This window comes from Pseudomonas syringae, assembly GCF_023278085.1.
GTDB classification, from domain to species: domain Bacteria; phylum Pseudomonadota; class Gammaproteobacteria; order Pseudomonadales; family Pseudomonadaceae; genus Aquipseudomonas; species Aquipseudomonas syringae_Q.
This window is the reverse complement of the sequence record NZ_CP066265.1, coordinates 1,490,650-1,507,227: the sequence shown is the minus strand read 5'-3', so window position 1 is coordinate 1,507,227 and position 16,578 is coordinate 1,490,650. Positions and strand designations below refer to the sequence as shown.

Genomic DNA, 16,578 nt, shown 5'->3' with positions numbered 1-16,578 from the left:
ATTCTAGAGCCTGTTCAGTGTCAATAACGAGTCCGGTGGACAAATCCTTACCTGCACTGTCGAAACGCCCCACGGCTACACTGGTTTACATGCCTTCAAGCGCGGGTAGAATGGCGCCTTTCCTGATACCAGCCAGAGTCTTTCATGTCGTTGCCGACCTTTCGCATCATCGGTTTCATCATCGGCATCTTCCTGATCACGCTGGCGGTCGCGATGATTGTGCCCATGGCGACACTGGTCATCTACGACCGCTTCGAGGATCTGCGCTCGTTTCTGTGGGCCAGCGCGATCACCTTTATTGCCGGTCTGGCGCTGGTGGTGCCCGGGCGGCCCGATAATGTCCAGCTGCGCCCTCGCGACATGTACATGCTCACGGTTTCCAGCTGGATCGTGGTGTGCATCTTCGCCGCCCTGCCCTTTCTGCTGACCCAGCACATCAGCTACACCGACTCGTTTTTCGAGAGCATGTCAGGCATTACCGCCACCGGTTCCACTGTGCTCAGCCATCTGGACAGCATGTCGCCGGGCATCCTGATCTGGCGCTCGATGCTGCACTGGCTGGGCGGAATCGGCTTTATCGGCATGGCGGTGGCGATTCTGCCGTTACTGCGCATTGGCGGCATGCGCCTGTTTCAGACCGAATCTTCCGACCGTTCGGAAAAGGTCATGCCGCGCTCGCATATGGTGGCCAAGTTCATCGTGCTGGCCTACGTCGGCTTCACTGCATTGGGCAGCCTGGCATTCTGGGCGGCAGGCATGAGCCTGTTCGATGCGATCAACCACGCGATGTCGGCCATTTCCACCGGTGGTTTCTCGACGTCCGACCTGTCGCTGGCCAAATGGCCACAGCCTGCGGTGCACTGGGTCGCCATTGTGGTGATGATCCTCGGCAGCCTGCCGTTCACGCTGTACGTCGCCACCCTGCGCGGCAATCGCAAGGCGCTGATCAAGGACGAGCAGGTGCAGGGGCTGATCGGCTTGCTGTTGATTACCTGGCTGGTGATGACCGTCTGGTACGCCAACACCACCGACCTGCCATGGACCGAGGCTCTGCGCCATGTGGCGTTGAACGTCACGTCGGTGGTGACAACGACTGGCTTTGCGCTCGGCGACTACAGCTTGTGGGGCAACTTCTCGCTGATGTTGTTTTTCTATCTGGGGTTCATCGGCGGCTGTTCCGGCTCGACGGCAGGCGGAGTGAAAATCTTCCGCTTTCAGGTGGCCTACATCCTGCTCAAGACCAACCTCAATCAACTGATCCACCCGCGTGCGGTGATGAAACAGAAATACAACGGCCATCGACTGGACGATGAAATCGTTCGTTCGATTCTGACCTTTTCGTTTTTCTTCACGATCACGATCTGTCTGATCGCGCTGATGCTGTCACTGCTCGGGCTGGACTGGATGACAGCGCTGACCGGCGCGGCCAGCACGGTATCCGGCGTAGGGCCAGGGCTGGGCGAAGTCATCGGTCCGGCAGGCAACTTTTCGACCCTGCCGGACGCAGCCAAGTGGATTCTGTCCGGCGGCATGCTGCTTGGCCGTCTGGAGATCATTACTGTGCTGGTGCTGTGCGTCCCGGCGTTCTGGCGGCATTGAGAGCGGGCAGCGCTCATACGTCTGACTATCGTGCCGACGCTCCGCGTCGGTACGCAGTTCGTGACGCTCTGCGTCACACAGCGGTTCTGCGATGTGACTATCGTGCCCACGCTCCGCGTTGGCATGCAGTTCGTGACGCTCCGCGTCACACAGTGGTTCTGTGATGTCAGTGATGTTTGTTTACGGATCGACGCACCTTTTCGCCCCTCGGCGAGTTACTTTGATGGGGCCAAAGTAACCAAAACCCCTGGCTCCGTTTCCGGCCCGACTTCGTCGGGTTCCTTCGTCCTGACCCTGATCCGGGGGTCGCCGCAACGGGCCATCCATGGCCCGGTGCGGCTAGCCTGGCGTCCTGCCAGGCTACCCCCGGATCAGTGTCAGGACTCAGCCGTCACTTACGTCGCACTCTGCGTCGTCAGTGACATCGTGATAAAAAAGCGCTTTCTTTTGACTATCGTGCCGACACTTCGCGTCGATACGCAGTTCGTGACGCTCTGCGTCACACAGTGGTTCTGCGATGTCAGTGATGTTTGTTAACGGCTCGACGCCCCTTTTGACTATCGTGCCGACGCTCCGCGTCGGTATGCAGTTCGTGACGCTCCGCGTCACACAGTGGTTCTGTGATGTCAGTGATGTTTGTTTACGGATCGACGCACCTTTTCGCCCCTCGGCGAGTTACTTTGATGGGGCCAAAGTAACCAAAACCCCTGGCTCCGTTTCCGGCCCGACTTCGTCGGGTTCCTTCGTCCTGACACTGATCCGGGGGTCGCCGCAACGGGCCATCCATGGCCCGGTGCGGCTTGCCTGGCGTCCTGCCAGGCTACCCCCGGATCAGTGTCAGGACTCAGCCGTCACTTACGTCGCACTCTGCGTCGTCAGTGCCATCGCGATAAAAAAGCGCTTTCTTGACTATCGTGCCCACGCTCCGCGTTGGCATGCAGTTCGTGACGCTCTGCGTCACACAGCGGTTTTGCGATGTCAGTGATGTTTATTTACGGCTCGACGCCCCTTTTCGCCCCTCGGCGAGTTACTTTGATGGGGCCAAAGTAACCAAACCCCCTGGCTCCGTTTCCGGCCCGACTTCGTCGGGTTCCTTCGCCCGGATCAGTGTCAGAACTCAGCCGTCACTTACGTCGCACTCTGCGTCGTCAGTGACATCGTGATCGAAAAGCCTCTTATGGCAACGTTTGTTTGCAAGCGACGCATGAAGTCGTGCTGCTGTGTCACGCGGAGCATCACGAATGCATGTCACGGGGTGGGCACGAGTCATAGCCGTATTTTGTGGCTCATCAGGACTTGTGTATAACAACAAGAACCAACCTGAGGGTACGCACTGTGGATACCATCAAGCGTTTCTCAAGCTTTGCCGAGTTTTATCCGTTCTATCTTGCCGAACACAGCAGCAGCACCAGTCGACGCCTGCATTTTGTCGGCACGTCGCTGGTGATTTTTCTGTTGGCGTTCGGCGTGGGCAGTGGTCGCTGGGGGTTGTTGTGGTTGGTGCCAGTCGCTGGCTATGGTTTTGCCTGGGCCGGGCATTTCTTTTTCGAGAAAAACCGGCCGGCCACGTTCAGGCATCCGTTCTACAGCCTGCTCGGTGACTTCGTCATGTACCGCGACATGTTGTTGGGTAAGGTAGCTTTTTAAACGAGCGCCGCTTCAACGTTCATGCAACCGTTTCGCTGACGGGCTCCTGCGCGACCACCTGTTGCGCCTTCACATGCGCATCAGCCAGGCGGAACAGTTCGATGTTGCCGTCCAGATGCTCGATCAGCGCGGTACAGGATTCAACCCAGTCGCCGCAATTGAGGTATTCCACGCCACCCACCTGACGGATTTCCGCGTGGTGGATGTGCCCGCAGACCACGCCGTCCAGACCACGCTTCACACACTCGTGAGCAATCGCTTCCTCAAAGTCGCTGATGAAGTTCACCGCACTCTTGACCTTGTGCTTCAAGTACGCCGACAGCGACCAATAGCCATAGCCGTACCTGGCGCGCCAGTGGTTAAGCCAGCGATTGAGGGTCAGGGTGAACTCGTAGGCCGAGTCGCCGAGAAAGGCCAGCCAGCGGTGGTAGCGGGTAATCACGTCGAACTGATCGCCGTGGATGACAAGCAGGCGGCGGCCATCGGCGGTCACGTGCTCGGCTTCGTCCACTAACTGGATGTTGCCCAGCACCAGTTTCGAATACCGACGCAGAAATTCGTCATGGTTGCCGGTGACGTAAATCACTTCGGTGCCGCGCTTGCTCATGGTCAGCAGACGGCGAATCACGTTGGTGTGTGCTTGCGGCCAGTACATGCCGCCGCGCAGTTTCCAGCCGTCGATGATGTCGCCGACCAGGTACACCTTGTCAGCCTGATAGCGCTTGAGGAATGCAGACAAGTGCTCAGCCTGGCAATCACGCGTGCCGAGGTGAACGTCGGAAATCCACAAGGTCCGCACACGTTGTTTGCGGCTGGGTGTGGCGAGCTGAGCGCTGCTCATGGGACAACCTCCGGCATGGTTTTGAAGAGAGTGGAGCATGCCGGTTAACTGAATGTGACACGCATGTGGCGATGTCGTGACAATCGCCCCGTGTCACTGGGAGCTGGTGGGCACGGGACGCTCGTTGTGGCCCAGATCACGTGCCGGGTCTATCTGATCACGGACCCGCTGCTTGAGCACCTTGGCCTCGGGAAAGCCGCCGTCTGCCTTGCGCTCCCAGATCTGCACACCCTCGCAGGTAATACGAAACGTACCTCCGGTGCCCGGTTGCAGGGATACTTTGCCCAGATCGTCACTGAAGGTACTCAGCAGCTCCTGTGCCAGCCAGGCGGCGCGCAACAGCCACTGACACTGAATGCAATACGTGATGATGATTTCAGGTTTTTCGGCAGACATGAACGTCCCCTCCAGCCAATACAGACGACCATGATACCCATCACAGGGCACATCAACGAGCGTTGATGATGCGCTGCACCCTGCGACGCAGCCTCGCACAAGACTTTAATTATCAGTCCATTAAATAATGCAGATTTTTTATAATTAACTTAGACCAAAATCGAATTTCACAGCGTCTGCCGATTGCCTTTATGGTGCTCCTCGACCAGGTCGAACGGACCTCAACCATTGGCAGGAGTTTTCATGAGCATTGAATTCATTGGCTACATCGCCACGCAACCCGGTTCTGAAATTCATTCCCGCAGCGGCGCAACCATTCAGCCCGACTATGTGCAGAAGGTGGCCAAGGCTCATGAAGACGCTGACTTTGATCGGGCATTGATCGCTTACCACTCCAACAGCCCGGACAGCACGCTGGTGGCTGCGTATGCTGCGAGCGTCACCCGCACACTGAAATTTCTCGTCGCGCATCGCCCCGGTTTTATCTCGCCAACCGTGGCCGCCCGACAGTTTGCCACGCTGGACGTCTTCAATGGCGGGCGCACCGCCGTGCACATCATCACCGGCGGCGATGACAAGGAACTGCGGGCTGACGGCAGCCACATCGGCAAGGACGAGCGTTACGCCCGCAGCGACGAATACCTCAGCGTGGTGCGTCAGGAATGGACCAGCGACAAGCCGTTTGATCATCAGGGCACTTACTACCAGTTCGAGGGCGCGCACTCGCTGGTCAAATCGCCACAGCAGCCACACATCCCGCTGTATTTCGGCGGCTCTTCGGCGGCAGCGATTGCCGTCGCGGGCAAGCATGCGGATGTCTACGCGCTGTGGGGCGAGACCTACGAGCAGGTGCGGGACGTGGTGAAACAGGTGCGCGCCGAGGCCGCCAGACATGGCCGCAGCATTCGTTTCAGCCTGTCATTGCGACCGATTCTGGCTGATACCGAAGAACAGGCCTGGGCCCGCGCCGACAGCATTCTGGAAAAGGCCAAAGCCCTGGCGGACAGTAACGGCTTCGTGCGCCGTGAACCACCGAACGAAGGATCGCGTCGCCTGCTGGCCGCCGCCGCGCAAGGCTCGCGTCTGGACAAGCGCCTGTGGACCGGCATTGCTGGCCTGCTCGGCGCACAAGGCAACTCCACGTCGCTGGTCGGCACCCCGGAACAGGTCGCCGAAGCGCTGCTGGATTACTACGACCTGGGGATTACCACCTTCCTGATTCGCGGTTTCGACCCGCTGGAAGATGCCATCGATTACGGCAAAAAGCTGATCCCGCTAACTCGCCAACTGGTCGCTCAGCGTGAGCAGCAAGCTCGCGAACAGGTGGCCTGACAGGTGGCGATGCGGACGGGCTGATTCCATGAAGGCAGCCCGCCCGCGATGCCAGTCTTACGCGGCGGCTGAAACCGGTTTGAGGGATCGAGCCACCAAGGCACCGAACGCGTCGACCGGTGCTTGCAGGTTGCCTAGAAAGCGTGGGTAGAACAGCCACAAATCCATGACCGGCTTGAAATCCTTCAGTGGCAGCACCACCAGATTCTCACGGTGGGCGCTGCGTTCAAGCAGCGGCCTCGGCACCAGGCCAAGCCCCATGCCATCGGCCACCAGCCCCAGTTGCAGCTCGGTGCCGAAGGTTTCCAGGTTGACCTTCATGCTCAAGCCCTGATCGGTCAAGGTGCGCTGCAAACCTGCGCGAAACCCACAGCCATCCGGGTTGAGCACCCAGCCCTGCTCGTAACAATCAGCCAGCTTGCCGGGCTTTTTCGGCACCGAACCTTTGGCGCACACCACCACCAGCTCCATCTTGCCGATGGACTGCCCCATGATGTTGTCGGGAAAGATCTTGCCCGCCGGGAACAGCGCTGCCGCCGCATCCAGCTCACCGTTCTCGATCTTGCCGATCAGGTGGCTGCCCCAGCCGGTGCTGACCTGAGCGCGCAAGTCCGGGAACTCGCCGCGCAGTTGCTTGAGCGCATCCAGCAGCACCACATCGCCAATGGTTTGCGGCACGCCAAGGCGCAACACACCACTGGGCGGCGTATCGCTGGCCACCAGCTCACGCAGCGAATCCATCTCGCGCAGGATCGCCAGGCATTTCTGATACACCTGAATACCCATGGGCGTTGGCTTGAGTGGCTTGGTGTTGCGGTCGAACAATTCGACGCCAAGCGCCTGCTCGAAATTCTGTACCCGGCGCGTGATGGCCGGCTGGGTCAGATCGAGTGATTCAGCCGCATGACTGATCGACTGACAGCGGATGACTGCAACGAACGCATCGATATCATCAATTTTCATTCGGACCGCACATAAATATGAGAAATCAACATAGGCAAAAAGCATAGTACCCGCAGGCGCTGATTAATAGCCCTGTCCAGGATTTCCCGTCTTCACGAAGAAAGGCAAAAGACATTTTTGTTATAACCTAATCATTAAAAAATAGCATATTAACTGACAATATTATGCTTATATCAGGTCATTCCCTGATCTGGAACCGGACATGACCCAGCCACGACGCCCTGAACAACACCCCGAACGACTCGGCGCGTTTATTGATGCGCTGGCCGAGCTGATCGGCAGCGAACCGCACGAAAGTGACCTGTTGCGGCGCGGCGGCAAACTGCTGGCGCAACTGGTCAGCCATGATGACTGGCTGCCTGCAGAATTCGCCATCCCCGATTCCGCGCGTTATCAGCAATTCCTCCTGCATGTCGACCCGCTGCAGCGCTTTTCGGTAGTGAGTTTCGTCTGGGGGCCGGGGCAACGCACGCCGATTCACGATCATCGTGTCTGGGGCCTGATTGGCATGCTGCGCGGCGCTGAGCACTCACAGGGTTATGCACGAAGCGCACACGGACACTTTGAAACCAGCGGCCCGCCGATTCTTTTGCAACCGGGTCAGGTCGAAGCCCTGTCGCCGCACAGCAACGACGTTCATCAGGTCAGCAACGCGTTCGACAATCAGGTCTCGATCAGCATTCATGTGTACGGCGCCGATATCGGCACTGTAAAGCGTGCCGTCTACGACCTCGATGGGCACGAAAAACTGTTCATTTCCGGCTATTCCAATGCCGTCCCCACTGCTCGTCAGGACCTGCCAACAGGGAGTGTTATCCAATGACCACAACCACAACCCGATCATTCGCCGATATTCGTCAGGCGCTGCTGGACCGCCGGGAGCTGGCGCTGGTGGACGTTCGCGAAGAGGCGCCGTTCGCCGAGGCTCACCCACTGTTTGCGGTGAATATCCCCTTGTCGAAACTGGAGCTGGAAGTGTTCTCGCGGATTCCACGCCGCGATACCGCCGTCACGCTTTACGACAATGGCGAAGGACTGGCGCAGATCGCCCTGCAACGCCTGCAATCCCTGGGCTACAGCGACGTCAAATTGCTCGACGGCGGCTTGCAGGGCTGGCGTGCCGCAGGCGGCGAGCTGTTCATCGATGTCAACGTGCCGAGCAAAGCGTTCGGCGAGCTGGTGGAGCATCAGCGCAACACGCCATCGCTGGCCGCCGAAGATGTCAAAGCCCTGCTCGACAGCCACGCCGATGTGGTGGTGCTGGATGCGCGCCGCTATGACGAATACCAGACCATGAGCATTCCAGGCGGCATCAGCGTACCGGGCGCGGAGCTGGTGTTGCGCGCGCGCGAACTGGCCCCTGACCCCAGCACGCGGATCATCGTCAACTGTGCGGGCCGTACGCGCAGCATCATTGGCACTCAATCGCTGGTCAACGCGGGTATTCCCAATCAGGTCCATGCGCTACGCAACGGCACTATTGGCTGGCTGCTGGCCGAGCAGACACTGGAGCATGGACAGAACCGGCGTTTCGCGGCAGTCAGCGACGCCACTCGCGACACTGCCCGCGCCGATGCACGCAAGGTCGCCGACCGGGCCGGGGTCAAACGTGCCCGTCGGGCCGAGCTGCAACGCTGGCAGGCTGAGCCGTCACGGACCACCTATCTGTTCGATGTGCGCACCCCGGAAGAGTTTGCCAAGGGCCATTTGCCGGGTGCGCGCTCTACGCCAGGCGGCCAGCTGGTGCAGGAAACCGACCATTTCGCCAGCGTACGCGGCGCACGCATCGTGCTGGTAGACGACGAAGGTGTACGCGCCAACATGTCGGCTTCCTGGCTGGCGCAACTGGGCTGGGAGGTCTCGGTCATCGATGATCTGCGTGAGGCGGACTTCAGTGAGTCAGGCGACTGGGACGCGCCCTTCCCTGCTCCGCCATACGTAGAAGCGATCAGTATCGAGACACTTGTCGAGTGGCAGAAAAATGTCGAGGTGGCGGTGCTGGATTTCACGGCGAGCGCCCATTACGTCAAGCAGCACATCCCTGGCGCATGGTGGGCGTTGCGCGCCGATCTCAAGCAGGCGCTGACAAAAATACCTGCCGCCGAGCGTTATGTACTGACCTGTGGCAGCAGCCGTCTGGCGCGTTTCGCCGTGGCCGACGTCGAGGCACTGACCGACAGGCCGGTGTTCCTGCTCGAAGGTGGTACCGCCAGCTGGGTCAAGGCCGGCCTGCCACTGGAGCACGGCGAAAGTCGACTGGCCTCGCCACGCATCGACCGTTACCGCCGCCCCTATGAAGGCACCGACGCCCCGCGTGAAGCCATGCAGGCTTACCTCGACTGGGAGTTCGGGCTGGTCGAGCAACTGGGGCGTGACGGGACACATGGGTTCTACGTGATTTGATGTTCGATCTTGAGCATGCGGTGCGGCGCAGGGTTGTGACGCGAAGCGTCACCCAATGCATGCCAACGCGGAGCATTGGCACGAGAATCAAAGCCCGGAAAACGAGGCCCAGACCACGATGACTCGCGTCCCCACGCTCTGCGTGGAAATGCATTTCTGGACGCTCTGCGTCCGACTTTGAAGGTGCGGTGCGGCGTACTGGCACAAGCGTCAAAGGCTTATCGGGACTATTCATCACCCTATTGGAGAACCACCTGAATGCTACCTTTTTTCAAATCCCCCCTGCCGCTCAAAAGCCTGTTGCTGGGGGCACTGTTGAGCGTCATGGCGGGTCAGCAGGTTCTGGCCGCTGAGCTGGCACCGTTGCTGGTGGCTAATCAGAAGTCACTGCTCAAAGTGCTGTTGCAGGTCTCCGGCGAACTCAAGGATGCGCCTTACGAAATCAGGTTCTCCGAGTTCCCTTCAGCCGCGCCTTTGGGCGAGGCCTTGAATGCCGAAGCCGTGGATATCGGTGCGCTGGGTGATGCACCTTATGTGTTTGCCCTCGGCGCAGGCGCGCCGTTGAAAGTGGTCAGCATCACCCACGCCCAAGGCCGATTCACCACCGCCGTGCTGGTGGCGAAAGATTCGCCGATCCAGACCGTGGCCGACCTCAAGGGCAAGCGCATCGTCACCGGGCGGGGCTCCATCGGCCACTATCTGGCGATTCGCGCGCTGCACCAGGCGGGACTCAAGACCAGCGATGTGACCTTCCTCTACCTGTTGCCCAGCGAATCACGGTTGGTGCTGGCCAACGGCGATGCCGATGCCTGGGCAACCTGGGACCCGTACACCACGATCTCCATCAGCCAGAACGATGCACGCGTCCTGGTCAGCGGCAACGAACTGCTGAGCAATCATCTGTACCTCGCCGCGACCAGCAAGGCCATTGACAGCAAACGCGTGCAACTGGAGGACTTCGTTGCCAGGGTCGAGCGCGCCTTCGACTGGACCAACAATCATCCCGAGGAGTATGCCGCCGCGCAGGCCAAAGTCACCGGCCTGCCAGTAGCCGTGCATCTGGCAGTAGCGAAGGCCACAAAGATGCAGCGCACGCCGATTGATGACCCGATTATTCAGGGCCTGCAAGAAACCGCCAACACCTACCTGGCAGAAGGCATTGTCAGCAAACCCATCGACGTCTCGACTGGTTTCGATAAAAGCTTCAACGCATCGCGTGCCCGGATTGCCCAGGCCAATGCTCAATAACGCTCAGATACCCGCTGCGAAAAGGACCCCGCATGAAACTTTCACCGCTTCGTCAGCACCGTGAGCTGCCCGAATCAGCCGCAGACTTCGCCACCCGGCTGCAGGGGATTACCGCAACGCTGGCCGAAACCGCAGAGCACTACGATGCCAGCGGAGCATTCCCCCACGCCAATTTTGCCTTGCTGCACGGCCACGGCCTGCTGGGCTTGACTGTGCCCGCCGAACTGGGCGGCGGCGGTGCTGATCTGGCTCGAGCGCAGCAGGTTGTCAGCGCAGTGGCCAAGGGCGAACCGTCGACAGCGTTGATTCTGGTGATGCAATACCTGCAGCATTCGCGCCTGCAAGAGAACCGCAAATGGCCGACTGATCTGCGCGTTCGCGTGGCCGAAGAAGCGGTTCGCGATGGCGCGCTGATCAACGCCCTGCGCGTTGAACCGGACCTGGGCACGCCCGCACGTGGTGGCCTGCCGGGCACCCTCGCCCGCCGTACCGCCGAGGGCTGGCGGATCAGCGGCAGCAAGATCTACTCCACCGGCAGCCATGGCCTGACCTGGTTCGCCGTGTGGGCGCGCAGCGATGACGACGACCCGCTGGTCGGCAGCTGGCTGGTGCACAAGGACACGCCCGGCATCACCATCATCGAAGACTGGGACCATCTGGGCATGCGCGCCACCAACAGCCACGAAGTCAGATTCGACAACGTGCTGGTGCCGCTCGAACACGCGGTCAGCGTCAGCCCGTGGAGCGCGCCACAATCGGAGCTGGACGGTGCGGGCATGCTCTGGATGGCCGTGCTGCTGTCATCGGTCTACGACGGCATCGCCCATTCCGCCCGCGACTGGCTGGTGCAGTGGCTGGAACAGCGCAAACCGTCCAACCTCGGGGCGGCACTCTCGACGCTGCCGCGCTTTCAGGAAACCGTCGGGCACATCGACACCCTGCTGTTCGCCAACCAGAGCCTGTTGCAAGCCGCTGCACAGGGGCATACGCCTGCCGAACACGCCGCGCAGATCAAATTTCTGGTGACCGGCAATGCCATACGCGCCGTGGAGCTGGCCGTCGAAGCCTCGGGCAATCCGGGCCTGTCGCGCAGCAACCCGCTGCAACGTCATTACCGCAATGTGCTGTGCGGTCGGGTGCATACGCCGCAGAACGATGCGGTGCTGAGCGGGGTGGGCAAAGCGGCTTTTGCCAGGCGCAACACCGGGTAACGTGGGCGCACCGATCACCCCTGCCGGTCATCCAGCTCGATATCAGCGTCCAGACGCTCGCGCAGAAACTCGATGAACATCTGTACCAGTCGCGAAGCCTGACGGTGTTGCGGGTACACCGCTGACAGCGTCAGAGGCTCGGGCCGCCTGTCGTCCAGCACGCGGACCAGACTGCCATCGCGCAGCGCGGCACCGACGATGAACGTCGGCAGGTAAGTGATCCCCAGCCCGGCAACTGCCGCATCTCTGAGCAACTCGCCGTTATTGACCCGCATTCGCCCACTGACGCTCAGACTCGATGCTTTGCCAGCCCCTTGAAAGCGCCATTGCACCTGGCGGCTGTGACCATACGGCAGGCAGTCGTGCTGGTGCAGGTCTTCAGGCTCCAGCGGCGTGCCGCGCGCGGCGAGGTAGCCGGGGCTGGCGCAGTAAACCCGATCAATGGCAGCGATGCGGCGTGCGATCAGGCTGGAGTCCTCCAGCACGCCGATGCGCAGCACCAGATCGTAGCCCTCACTGATCACGTCCACCGGCCGGTCGCTCAAGTCGACCTCCACCGCTACCTCACGGTAGCGCTGTAAAAACTCTGGCAACAGGCAGCCCAGGTGCGCGACGGCAAACGACAAGGGCGCGCTCAGGCGCAATGTGCCACGCGGTTCGCTGCTCTGCCCGGTGATGCTCTGCTCGACCTGTTCGACTTCGGCCAGCACGCGCAGGGCCGATTCGTAATAGCTTTGGCCCAGAGGCGTAGCATCCAGACGCCGCGTCGAGCGGTTGAGCAAACGCACGCCAAGCCGCTCCTCAAGCTGCATCAGGCGGCGACTGACAAACTGCTTGGACAGCCCGAGCTTATCGGATGCGGCCGTGAAACTACCGGACTCCATGACCTGGCAAAATATACGCATGTCTTCAAAAGGGTTCATCGGCATGGCCTGAGTGAGCTGAACTACATTCAGCAGAGACTAATCCTACACTTGGCACTGTCAACCAGAACGAGACAGTGATTCGTCTTTCAGCTACTTATTGCATCGAGAGATAGTCAGTAATCTTGATCTCACTTGATCGATTGCTGAATGTGCAGCGTCGATATTCGATGGAGAAAGAATCATGCTGACTCTTCGCAACGCTTCCGATCGCGGCGCAGCTGATCACGGCTGGCTGAAGTCCTTCCACACCTTTTCGTTCGCCAGCTATCGCAATCCGCAGGAACAGGGCTTTTCCGATCTGCTGGTCATCAATGACGACCGGGTAACTGCCGGCAAAGGCTTTGGCCAGCACCCGCACCGCGACATGGAAATTTTTTCCTATGTGCTGGAAGGCGCGCTGGAACACAAGGACACGCTGGGTACCGGCTCGGTGATTCGCCCTGGCGACGTGCAACTGATGAGTGCCGGTAGCGGCGTGGCGCATAGTGAGTTCAACCACTCGCAGACCGATGGCGTGCATTTCCTGCAGATATGGATCGTGCCGAATGTCGCCGGTGCCACTCCAAATTATCAGCAGGAACACTTCACCCCTGAGCAGAAACGCGGCCGCTTGCAGCTGATCATCGCGCCTGAAGGCGAGAATGGCGCACTGAAAGTTCGTCAGGACGCCCGTGTGTATGCCGGTCTGTTCGAGGGTGATGAAAGCGCCGCGCTTGAGCTGGCTGACAATCGCTATGCCTACGTGCATGTCGCCCGTGGCAGCGTGGTGCTCAATGGCCAGCGGCTTGGCGAAGGTGACGGGGTGCGCGTGCGTAACGAGCGGCTGATCAGCCTGAGCGAAGGGGTTGATGCAGAAGTGCTGGTGTTCGATATGCGGCCCAATGAACTGCCGCAAATGCCTTGAGCTGATGCTGACAATGCGCCGCTCCTGGAAGCGGCGTTCTCATACAGCGGTATAACGCACAAACAAAAACGCCGCTCTGATGAGCGGCGTTTTTGTGAATATGGAGCGGGAAACGAGACTCGAACTCGCGACCCCGACCTTGGCAAGGTCGTGCTCTACCAACTGAGCTATTCCCGCAAAATGGCGTCCCCTAGGGGACTCGAACCCCTGTTACCGCCGTGAAAGGGCGGTGTCCTAGGCCACTAGACGAAGGGGACACTGCCTGAAACACCATGGTGTGTGTGTTTCAGTTCCAGACATCATCCGCAGATGTGTACTGGTTTCACTCAACCCTGCCCTGAGGCAAAGCTGCTTAAAAATGGAGCGGGAAACGAGACTCGAACTCGCGACCCCGACCTTGGCAAGGTCGTGCTCTACCAACTGAGCTATTCCCGCAATGGCGTCCCCTAGGGGACTCGAACCCCTGTTACCGCCGTGAAAGGGCGGTGTCCTAGGCCACTAGACGAAGGGGACACACGTACAACATTCACTACTTATTTGCGCTACGCTGTGTGCTTTACGCTGTAAGTGGCGCGCATTCTATGGATGCTTTGAGGGGTCGTCAACCCCATTCTGAAAATTTATTGAAATCAATAACTTCGCTGCCGTTCAGACACTGACCGACGGCAGCCGACCGGCCGCCCGCCTGAGCAATATCGTTCAGTTGCCTGATCTGTCCTCATCTATATAGAAGAGATGCCGACAAACTCGGATAAGGACATCTATGCGCAGTAGTGCTTAGCCACTACACTCGCGCTAAAACTAATTGAACAAATGAGGTTTGCACAGTGACTCCACTCATGATCACGCTGATGGTAGTAGCAGGTATCGCACTGCTAATCGCGATCGGCTACCTGAATCACGTCGCTGAAAACGGCAAACTGGAGAAAGCCCGGACCAAGGTTGAACTGAGTGACCGACTGCGTCGCTGCAGCGAGATCACCGAAGTATTCCCGGGCCAGTTGATGTCGCCAGCATTGAAGCTGCTATTGGCTCGCCTGGAACTCAACGTTGTGCAGCGCATGCTGAACATGGAAAAAGGCAACGCCCAGCTCAAACACCGCATCGGCGAACTGGAAGAACAGATTGCCAAAGGCGAAGGCATCGAAATAACCAACCCGGTCACGCCTATCCAGACCGAAGCCAAGGCCAAGGACGTTCGTTTTCTGCTGGAAGCCCTGCATGGTCAGGTCACACGTGCCGCGCATGACGGTTTTCTGCAAACCAGCGAGGCCAAACACTGGATTCGTGAAATCCGCACCATTCTGGTCAACCTGCACATCGAATTCTTCAACAACCTGGGCCAGACTGCACTGTCTCAGGATCAGCCAGGCCAGGCGCGTCTGGCGTTCGAACGAGGCGTGCAGTATTTGCGCAACCAGCCGGACCCCGTTACCTATCAGCAACAACTGCTGGCAATGGAAAAGCAACTGGCCCGTGCAAACTCGGTAGTGTTGACCAACACCGCGCCGACCGAAGACGACGACAATGCGCTGACCGAAGGTCTGAAGCAGGACGACACCGAATCGGAATGGAAGAAAAAAGTCATCTACGATTGATGAGTGCCCCGCCGCTGCCCGCCCCCTGAGCGCGGGCAGCGCCTGGCAGACCGAGACCTGCTCAGCAGTCGGTAGCAGCCAGAAAGATAGCGGCCAGACGCTCGATTCCCGCCTGATCCTCTTCCGCAAAACGCCCCACGCTCGGACTGTCCAGGTCCAGCACGCCGATCAGACGCCCTTCCTTGACCAGCGGCACCACCAGTTCACTGTTCGATGCGCTGTCGCACGCGATGTGTCCGGGAAATTCGTGCACGTCTTGAACACGCTGTGTTTGCTGACTCTGCGCGGCCGCCCCGCAAACGCCGCGACCAAAGGGAATGCGCACGCAGGCGATCTGCCCCTGAAACGGCCCGAGTACCAGTTCTTCGTTGCGATTAAGATAAAAGCCCGCCCAGTTCAAATCCTCGATCTGGGTGTAGAGAAACGCCGAAAACTGTGCGGCATTGGCGATGAAATCACGCTCATCGGCGAGCAGCGCCTCAAGTTGAGCCGCCAGCAAGCCGTAGCCATCCAGTCCGTTGCCGGTGTTTTGCAAATCAATCATGTGTGTTGCTCCAACAATTCAAGTCCTACCCAGTAACGCGCAAATTGATAAGCGCAGCGGCCGTTGCGATTGCCCCGCGCTGTGGCCCAGCGGATCGCAGCCTTTTCCAGTGGCTCGTCGCGCTGCCATTGCAACCCTGCCTTGTGCGCCAGCTGAGTGATCCAGTGTTCGACCACATCCAGGTAGTGCTCCTGCGTGAACGGATAGAACGACAGCCACAGGCCGAACCGGTCGGACAGTGCAATCTTGTCTTCCACCGCTTCGCTGGGATGCAATTCGCCATCAACGTGAGCCCAGTTGGCGTTGTCGCTTTCCTTCTCGGGCACCAGATGGCGCCGATTGGACGTGGCATACAGCAGCACGTTGTCCGGGGCCTGTTCCAGCGAGCCGTCGAGCACGCTTTTCAACACCCGATAATCGCCTTCGCCCGACTCGAACGACAAGTCGTCACAGAACAGCACGAAACGCTGCGGCAGCTTTTGCAGTTGCTCGACCACGCGAGGTAAGTCGCCCAGGTGATCACGCTCGATCTCGATCAGGCGCAGACCTGCCGAGGCGTACTCGGCCAGCAGTGCGCGGATCAACGAGGACTTGCCCGTCCCCCGCGAACCCCAGAGCAACGCGTGGTTGGCCGGCAGACCTTCAATGAACTGGCGTGTGTTGCGCCCCAACTGGTCGCGCTGCAGGTCAACGCCGATCAGATCAGTCAGGCGCGTATCGAGACTGACCTGCAACGGCAGCAGATAGCCGCTACGCCCCTCGCGCACCCAGCGGGCGGCCAGCACCTGCGTCCACTCGACCGGCTCGCGTAGCGCAGGCAGCAGAGGCTCTAGCCGGGCCAGCACGGCGTCAGCGCGTTGCAGAAAAGCATCCAACCGAGAATCCACGTGATCTCCTTACGTATTTAACTGATTGGTCACCGATGCCGATCAGCTATGCTTGACCGGCACCGGGCACCCGAAGTGG

15 protein-coding genes and 4 tRNA genes are annotated in these 16,578 nt (G+C 59.6%); 9 read left to right on the top strand and 10 right to left on the bottom strand.

Translation table 11 applies throughout. From position 1 onward, the window contains the following. Window positions 1-144: 144 nt before the first annotated feature. Together I9H07_RS06855 and I9H07_RS06850 are read left to right on the top strand one after the other, a co-directional pair. A complete protein-coding gene (locus I9H07_RS06855) occupies window positions 145-1,599 on the top strand; it encodes a TrkH family potassium uptake protein (protein ID WP_005767693.1) in 1,455 nt (484 codons plus the stop codon). A gap of 1,335 nt (window positions 1,600-2,934) precedes the next feature. Beyond that, window positions 2,935-3,246, top strand: coding sequence for a DUF962 domain-containing protein (locus I9H07_RS06850; protein ID WP_024672946.1), 312 nt, complete (start codon window positions 2,935-2,937; stop codon window positions 3,244-3,246). Window positions 3,247-3,265: 19 nt separating this feature from the next. On the opposite strand, the gene I9H07_RS06845 is transcribed toward I9H07_RS06850, so the two are convergent. Beyond that, complete coding sequence (locus I9H07_RS06845; RefSeq protein WP_236425478.1) at window positions 3,266-4,087, bottom strand: UDP-2,3-diacylglucosamine diphosphatase; 822 nt, start codon at window positions 4,085-4,087, stop codon at window positions 3,266-3,268. Between the two features lie 93 nt (window positions 4,088-4,180). Continuing rightward, window positions 4,181-4,483 carry a SelT/SelW/SelH family protein gene (locus I9H07_RS06840; RefSeq protein WP_236425477.1) on the bottom strand — a complete coding sequence of 101 codons (303 nt, stop codon included), beginning with the start codon at window positions 4,481-4,483 and terminating at the stop codon, window positions 4,181-4,183. A gap of 243 nt (window positions 4,484-4,726) precedes the next feature. On the opposite strand from I9H07_RS06840, the gene I9H07_RS06835 reads away from it, so the two are divergent. After that, a complete protein-coding gene (locus I9H07_RS06835) occupies window positions 4,727-5,815 on the top strand; it encodes an LLM class flavin-dependent oxidoreductase (RefSeq protein WP_236425476.1) in 1,089 nt (362 codons plus the stop codon). A gap of 57 nt (window positions 5,816-5,872) precedes the next feature. Here I9H07_RS06835 and I9H07_RS06830 read toward each other — a convergent pair whose 3' ends face one another. After that, entirely contained in the window at window positions 5,873-6,778 is a 906-nt protein-coding gene (locus I9H07_RS06830; protein ID WP_236425475.1) for a LysR family transcriptional regulator, read from the bottom strand. A 202-nt stretch (window positions 6,779-6,980) separates the two neighbouring features. Here I9H07_RS06830 and I9H07_RS06825 point away from each other — a divergent pair, with 202 nt between their 5' ends. The 4 genes from I9H07_RS06825 (at window position 6,981) to I9H07_RS06810 (ending at window position 11,640) form a co-directional block, all read left to right on the top strand. After that, window positions 6,981-7,601, top strand: a complete 621-nt coding sequence (locus I9H07_RS06825) for a cysteine dioxygenase (protein WP_236425474.1) — start codon at window positions 6,981-6,983, stop codon at window positions 7,599-7,601. Continuing rightward, window positions 7,598-9,181: a rhodanese-related sulfurtransferase gene (locus I9H07_RS06820; protein WP_236425473.1), complete on the top strand. Its 1,584-nt coding sequence runs from the start codon at window positions 7,598-7,600 to the stop codon at window positions 9,179-9,181. Before I9H07_RS06825 ends, I9H07_RS06820 begins: the two co-directional genes overlap by 4 nt. 258 nt (window positions 9,182-9,439) lie before the next feature. Then, window positions 9,440-10,429 (top strand): ABC transporter substrate-binding protein, encoded by a 990-nt coding sequence (locus I9H07_RS06815; protein ID WP_236425472.1) that lies wholly within the window; start codon window positions 9,440-9,442, stop codon window positions 10,427-10,429. A 32-nt stretch (window positions 10,430-10,461) separates the two neighbouring features. After that, entirely contained in the window at window positions 10,462-11,640 is a 1,179-nt protein-coding gene (locus tag I9H07_RS06810; protein WP_024673537.1) for an acyl-CoA dehydrogenase family protein, read from the top strand. A 14-nt stretch (window positions 11,641-11,654) separates the two neighbouring features. Here the strand turns inward: I9H07_RS06810 and I9H07_RS06805 are convergent, their stop codons facing one another. Then, a complete protein-coding gene (locus I9H07_RS06805; protein ID WP_024673536.1) occupies window positions 11,655-12,563 on the bottom strand; it encodes a LysR family transcriptional regulator in 909 nt (302 codons plus the stop codon). Window positions 12,564-12,747: 184 nt separating this feature from the next. Here I9H07_RS06805 and I9H07_RS06800 point away from each other — a divergent pair, with 184 nt between their 5' ends. After that, window positions 12,748-13,470: a pirin family protein gene (locus I9H07_RS06800; protein WP_058391023.1), complete on the top strand. Its 723-nt coding sequence runs from the start codon at window positions 12,748-12,750 to the stop codon at window positions 13,468-13,470. A 101-nt stretch (window positions 13,471-13,571) separates the two neighbouring features. On the opposite strand, the gene I9H07_RS06795 is transcribed toward I9H07_RS06800, so the two are convergent. The 4 genes from I9H07_RS06795 to I9H07_RS06780 all read right to left on the bottom strand — a co-directional run bounded on the left by I9H07_RS06795 (window position 13,572) and on the right by I9H07_RS06780 (window position 13,983). Further along, a tRNA-Gly gene (locus I9H07_RS06795) sits at window positions 13,572-13,647 on the bottom strand. Between the two features lie 4 nt (window positions 13,648-13,651). Then, window positions 13,652-13,727 (bottom strand) — tRNA-Glu (locus tag I9H07_RS06790). Window positions 13,728-13,829: 102 nt separating this feature from the next. Next, window positions 13,830-13,905, bottom strand: a tRNA-Gly gene (locus I9H07_RS06785). A 2-nt stretch (window positions 13,906-13,907) separates the two neighbouring features. Next, a tRNA-Glu gene (locus I9H07_RS06780) sits at window positions 13,908-13,983 on the bottom strand. 326 nt (window positions 13,984-14,309) lie between these two features. Between I9H07_RS06780 and I9H07_RS06775 the strand changes: the two genes are divergently transcribed. After that, window positions 14,310-15,068, top strand: coding sequence for a hypothetical protein (locus I9H07_RS06775; protein WP_080266524.1), 759 nt, complete (start codon window positions 14,310-14,312; stop codon window positions 15,066-15,068). A 61-nt stretch (window positions 15,069-15,129) separates the two neighbouring features. Here the strand turns inward: I9H07_RS06775 and I9H07_RS06770 are convergent, their stop codons facing one another. Together I9H07_RS06770 and I9H07_RS06765 are read right to left on the bottom strand one after the other, a co-directional pair. Further along, window positions 15,130-15,612, bottom strand: a complete 483-nt coding sequence (locus I9H07_RS06770) for a GAF domain-containing protein (protein ID WP_236425471.1) — start codon at window positions 15,610-15,612, stop codon at window positions 15,130-15,132. Next, on the bottom strand, window positions 15,609-16,499 hold the full coding sequence (locus I9H07_RS06765; protein ID WP_024672612.1) for an ATP-binding protein: 891 nt from the start codon (window positions 16,497-16,499) through the stop codon (window positions 15,609-15,611). The genes I9H07_RS06770 and I9H07_RS06765 overlap by 4 nt, the downstream gene beginning before the upstream one ends. Window positions 16,500-16,578: the final 79 nt, after the last annotated feature.

Excerpts from the sequence above, each read along its gene's own strand:
- I9H07_RS06845 (WP_236425478.1), bottom strand. The coding sequence starts at position 4,087 with ATGAGCAGCGCTCAGCTCGCCACACCCAGCCGCAAACAACGTGTGCGG.
- I9H07_RS06820 (WP_236425473.1), top strand. The coding sequence starts at position 7,598 with ATGACCACAACCACAACCCGATCATTCGCCGATATTCGTCAGGCGCTG.
- I9H07_RS06775 (WP_080266524.1), top strand. The coding sequence starts at position 14,310 with ATGATCACGCTGATGGTAGTAGCAGGTATCGCACTGCTAATCGCGATC.
- I9H07_RS06830 (WP_236425475.1), bottom strand. The coding sequence starts at position 6,778 with ATGAAAATTGATGATATCGATGCGTTCGTTGCAGTCATCCGCTGTCAG.
- I9H07_RS06835 (WP_236425476.1), top strand. The coding sequence starts at position 4,727 with ATGAGCATTGAATTCATTGGCTACATCGCCACGCAACCCGGTTCTGAA.
- I9H07_RS06840 (WP_236425477.1), bottom strand. The coding sequence starts at position 4,483 with ATGTCTGCCGAAAAACCTGAAATCATCATCACGTATTGCATTCAGTGT.
- I9H07_RS06815 (WP_236425472.1), top strand. The coding sequence starts at position 9,440 with ATGCTACCTTTTTTCAAATCCCCCCTGCCGCTCAAAAGCCTGTTGCTG.
- I9H07_RS06810 (WP_024673537.1), top strand. The coding sequence starts at position 10,462 with ATGAAACTTTCACCGCTTCGTCAGCACCGTGAGCTGCCCGAATCAGCC.
- I9H07_RS06805 (WP_024673536.1), bottom strand. The coding sequence starts at position 12,563 with ATGAACCCTTTTGAAGACATGCGTATATTTTGCCAGGTCATGGAGTCC.
- I9H07_RS06800 (WP_058391023.1), top strand. The coding sequence starts at position 12,748 with ATGCTGACTCTTCGCAACGCTTCCGATCGCGGCGCAGCTGATCACGGC.
- I9H07_RS06825 (WP_236425474.1), top strand. The coding sequence starts at position 6,981 with ATGACCCAGCCACGACGCCCTGAACAACACCCCGAACGACTCGGCGCG.
- I9H07_RS06855 (WP_005767693.1), top strand. The coding sequence starts at position 145 with ATGTCGTTGCCGACCTTTCGCATCATCGGTTTCATCATCGGCATCTTC.
- I9H07_RS06770 (WP_236425471.1), bottom strand. The coding sequence starts at position 15,612 with ATGATTGATTTGCAAAACACCGGCAACGGACTGGATGGCTACGGCTTG.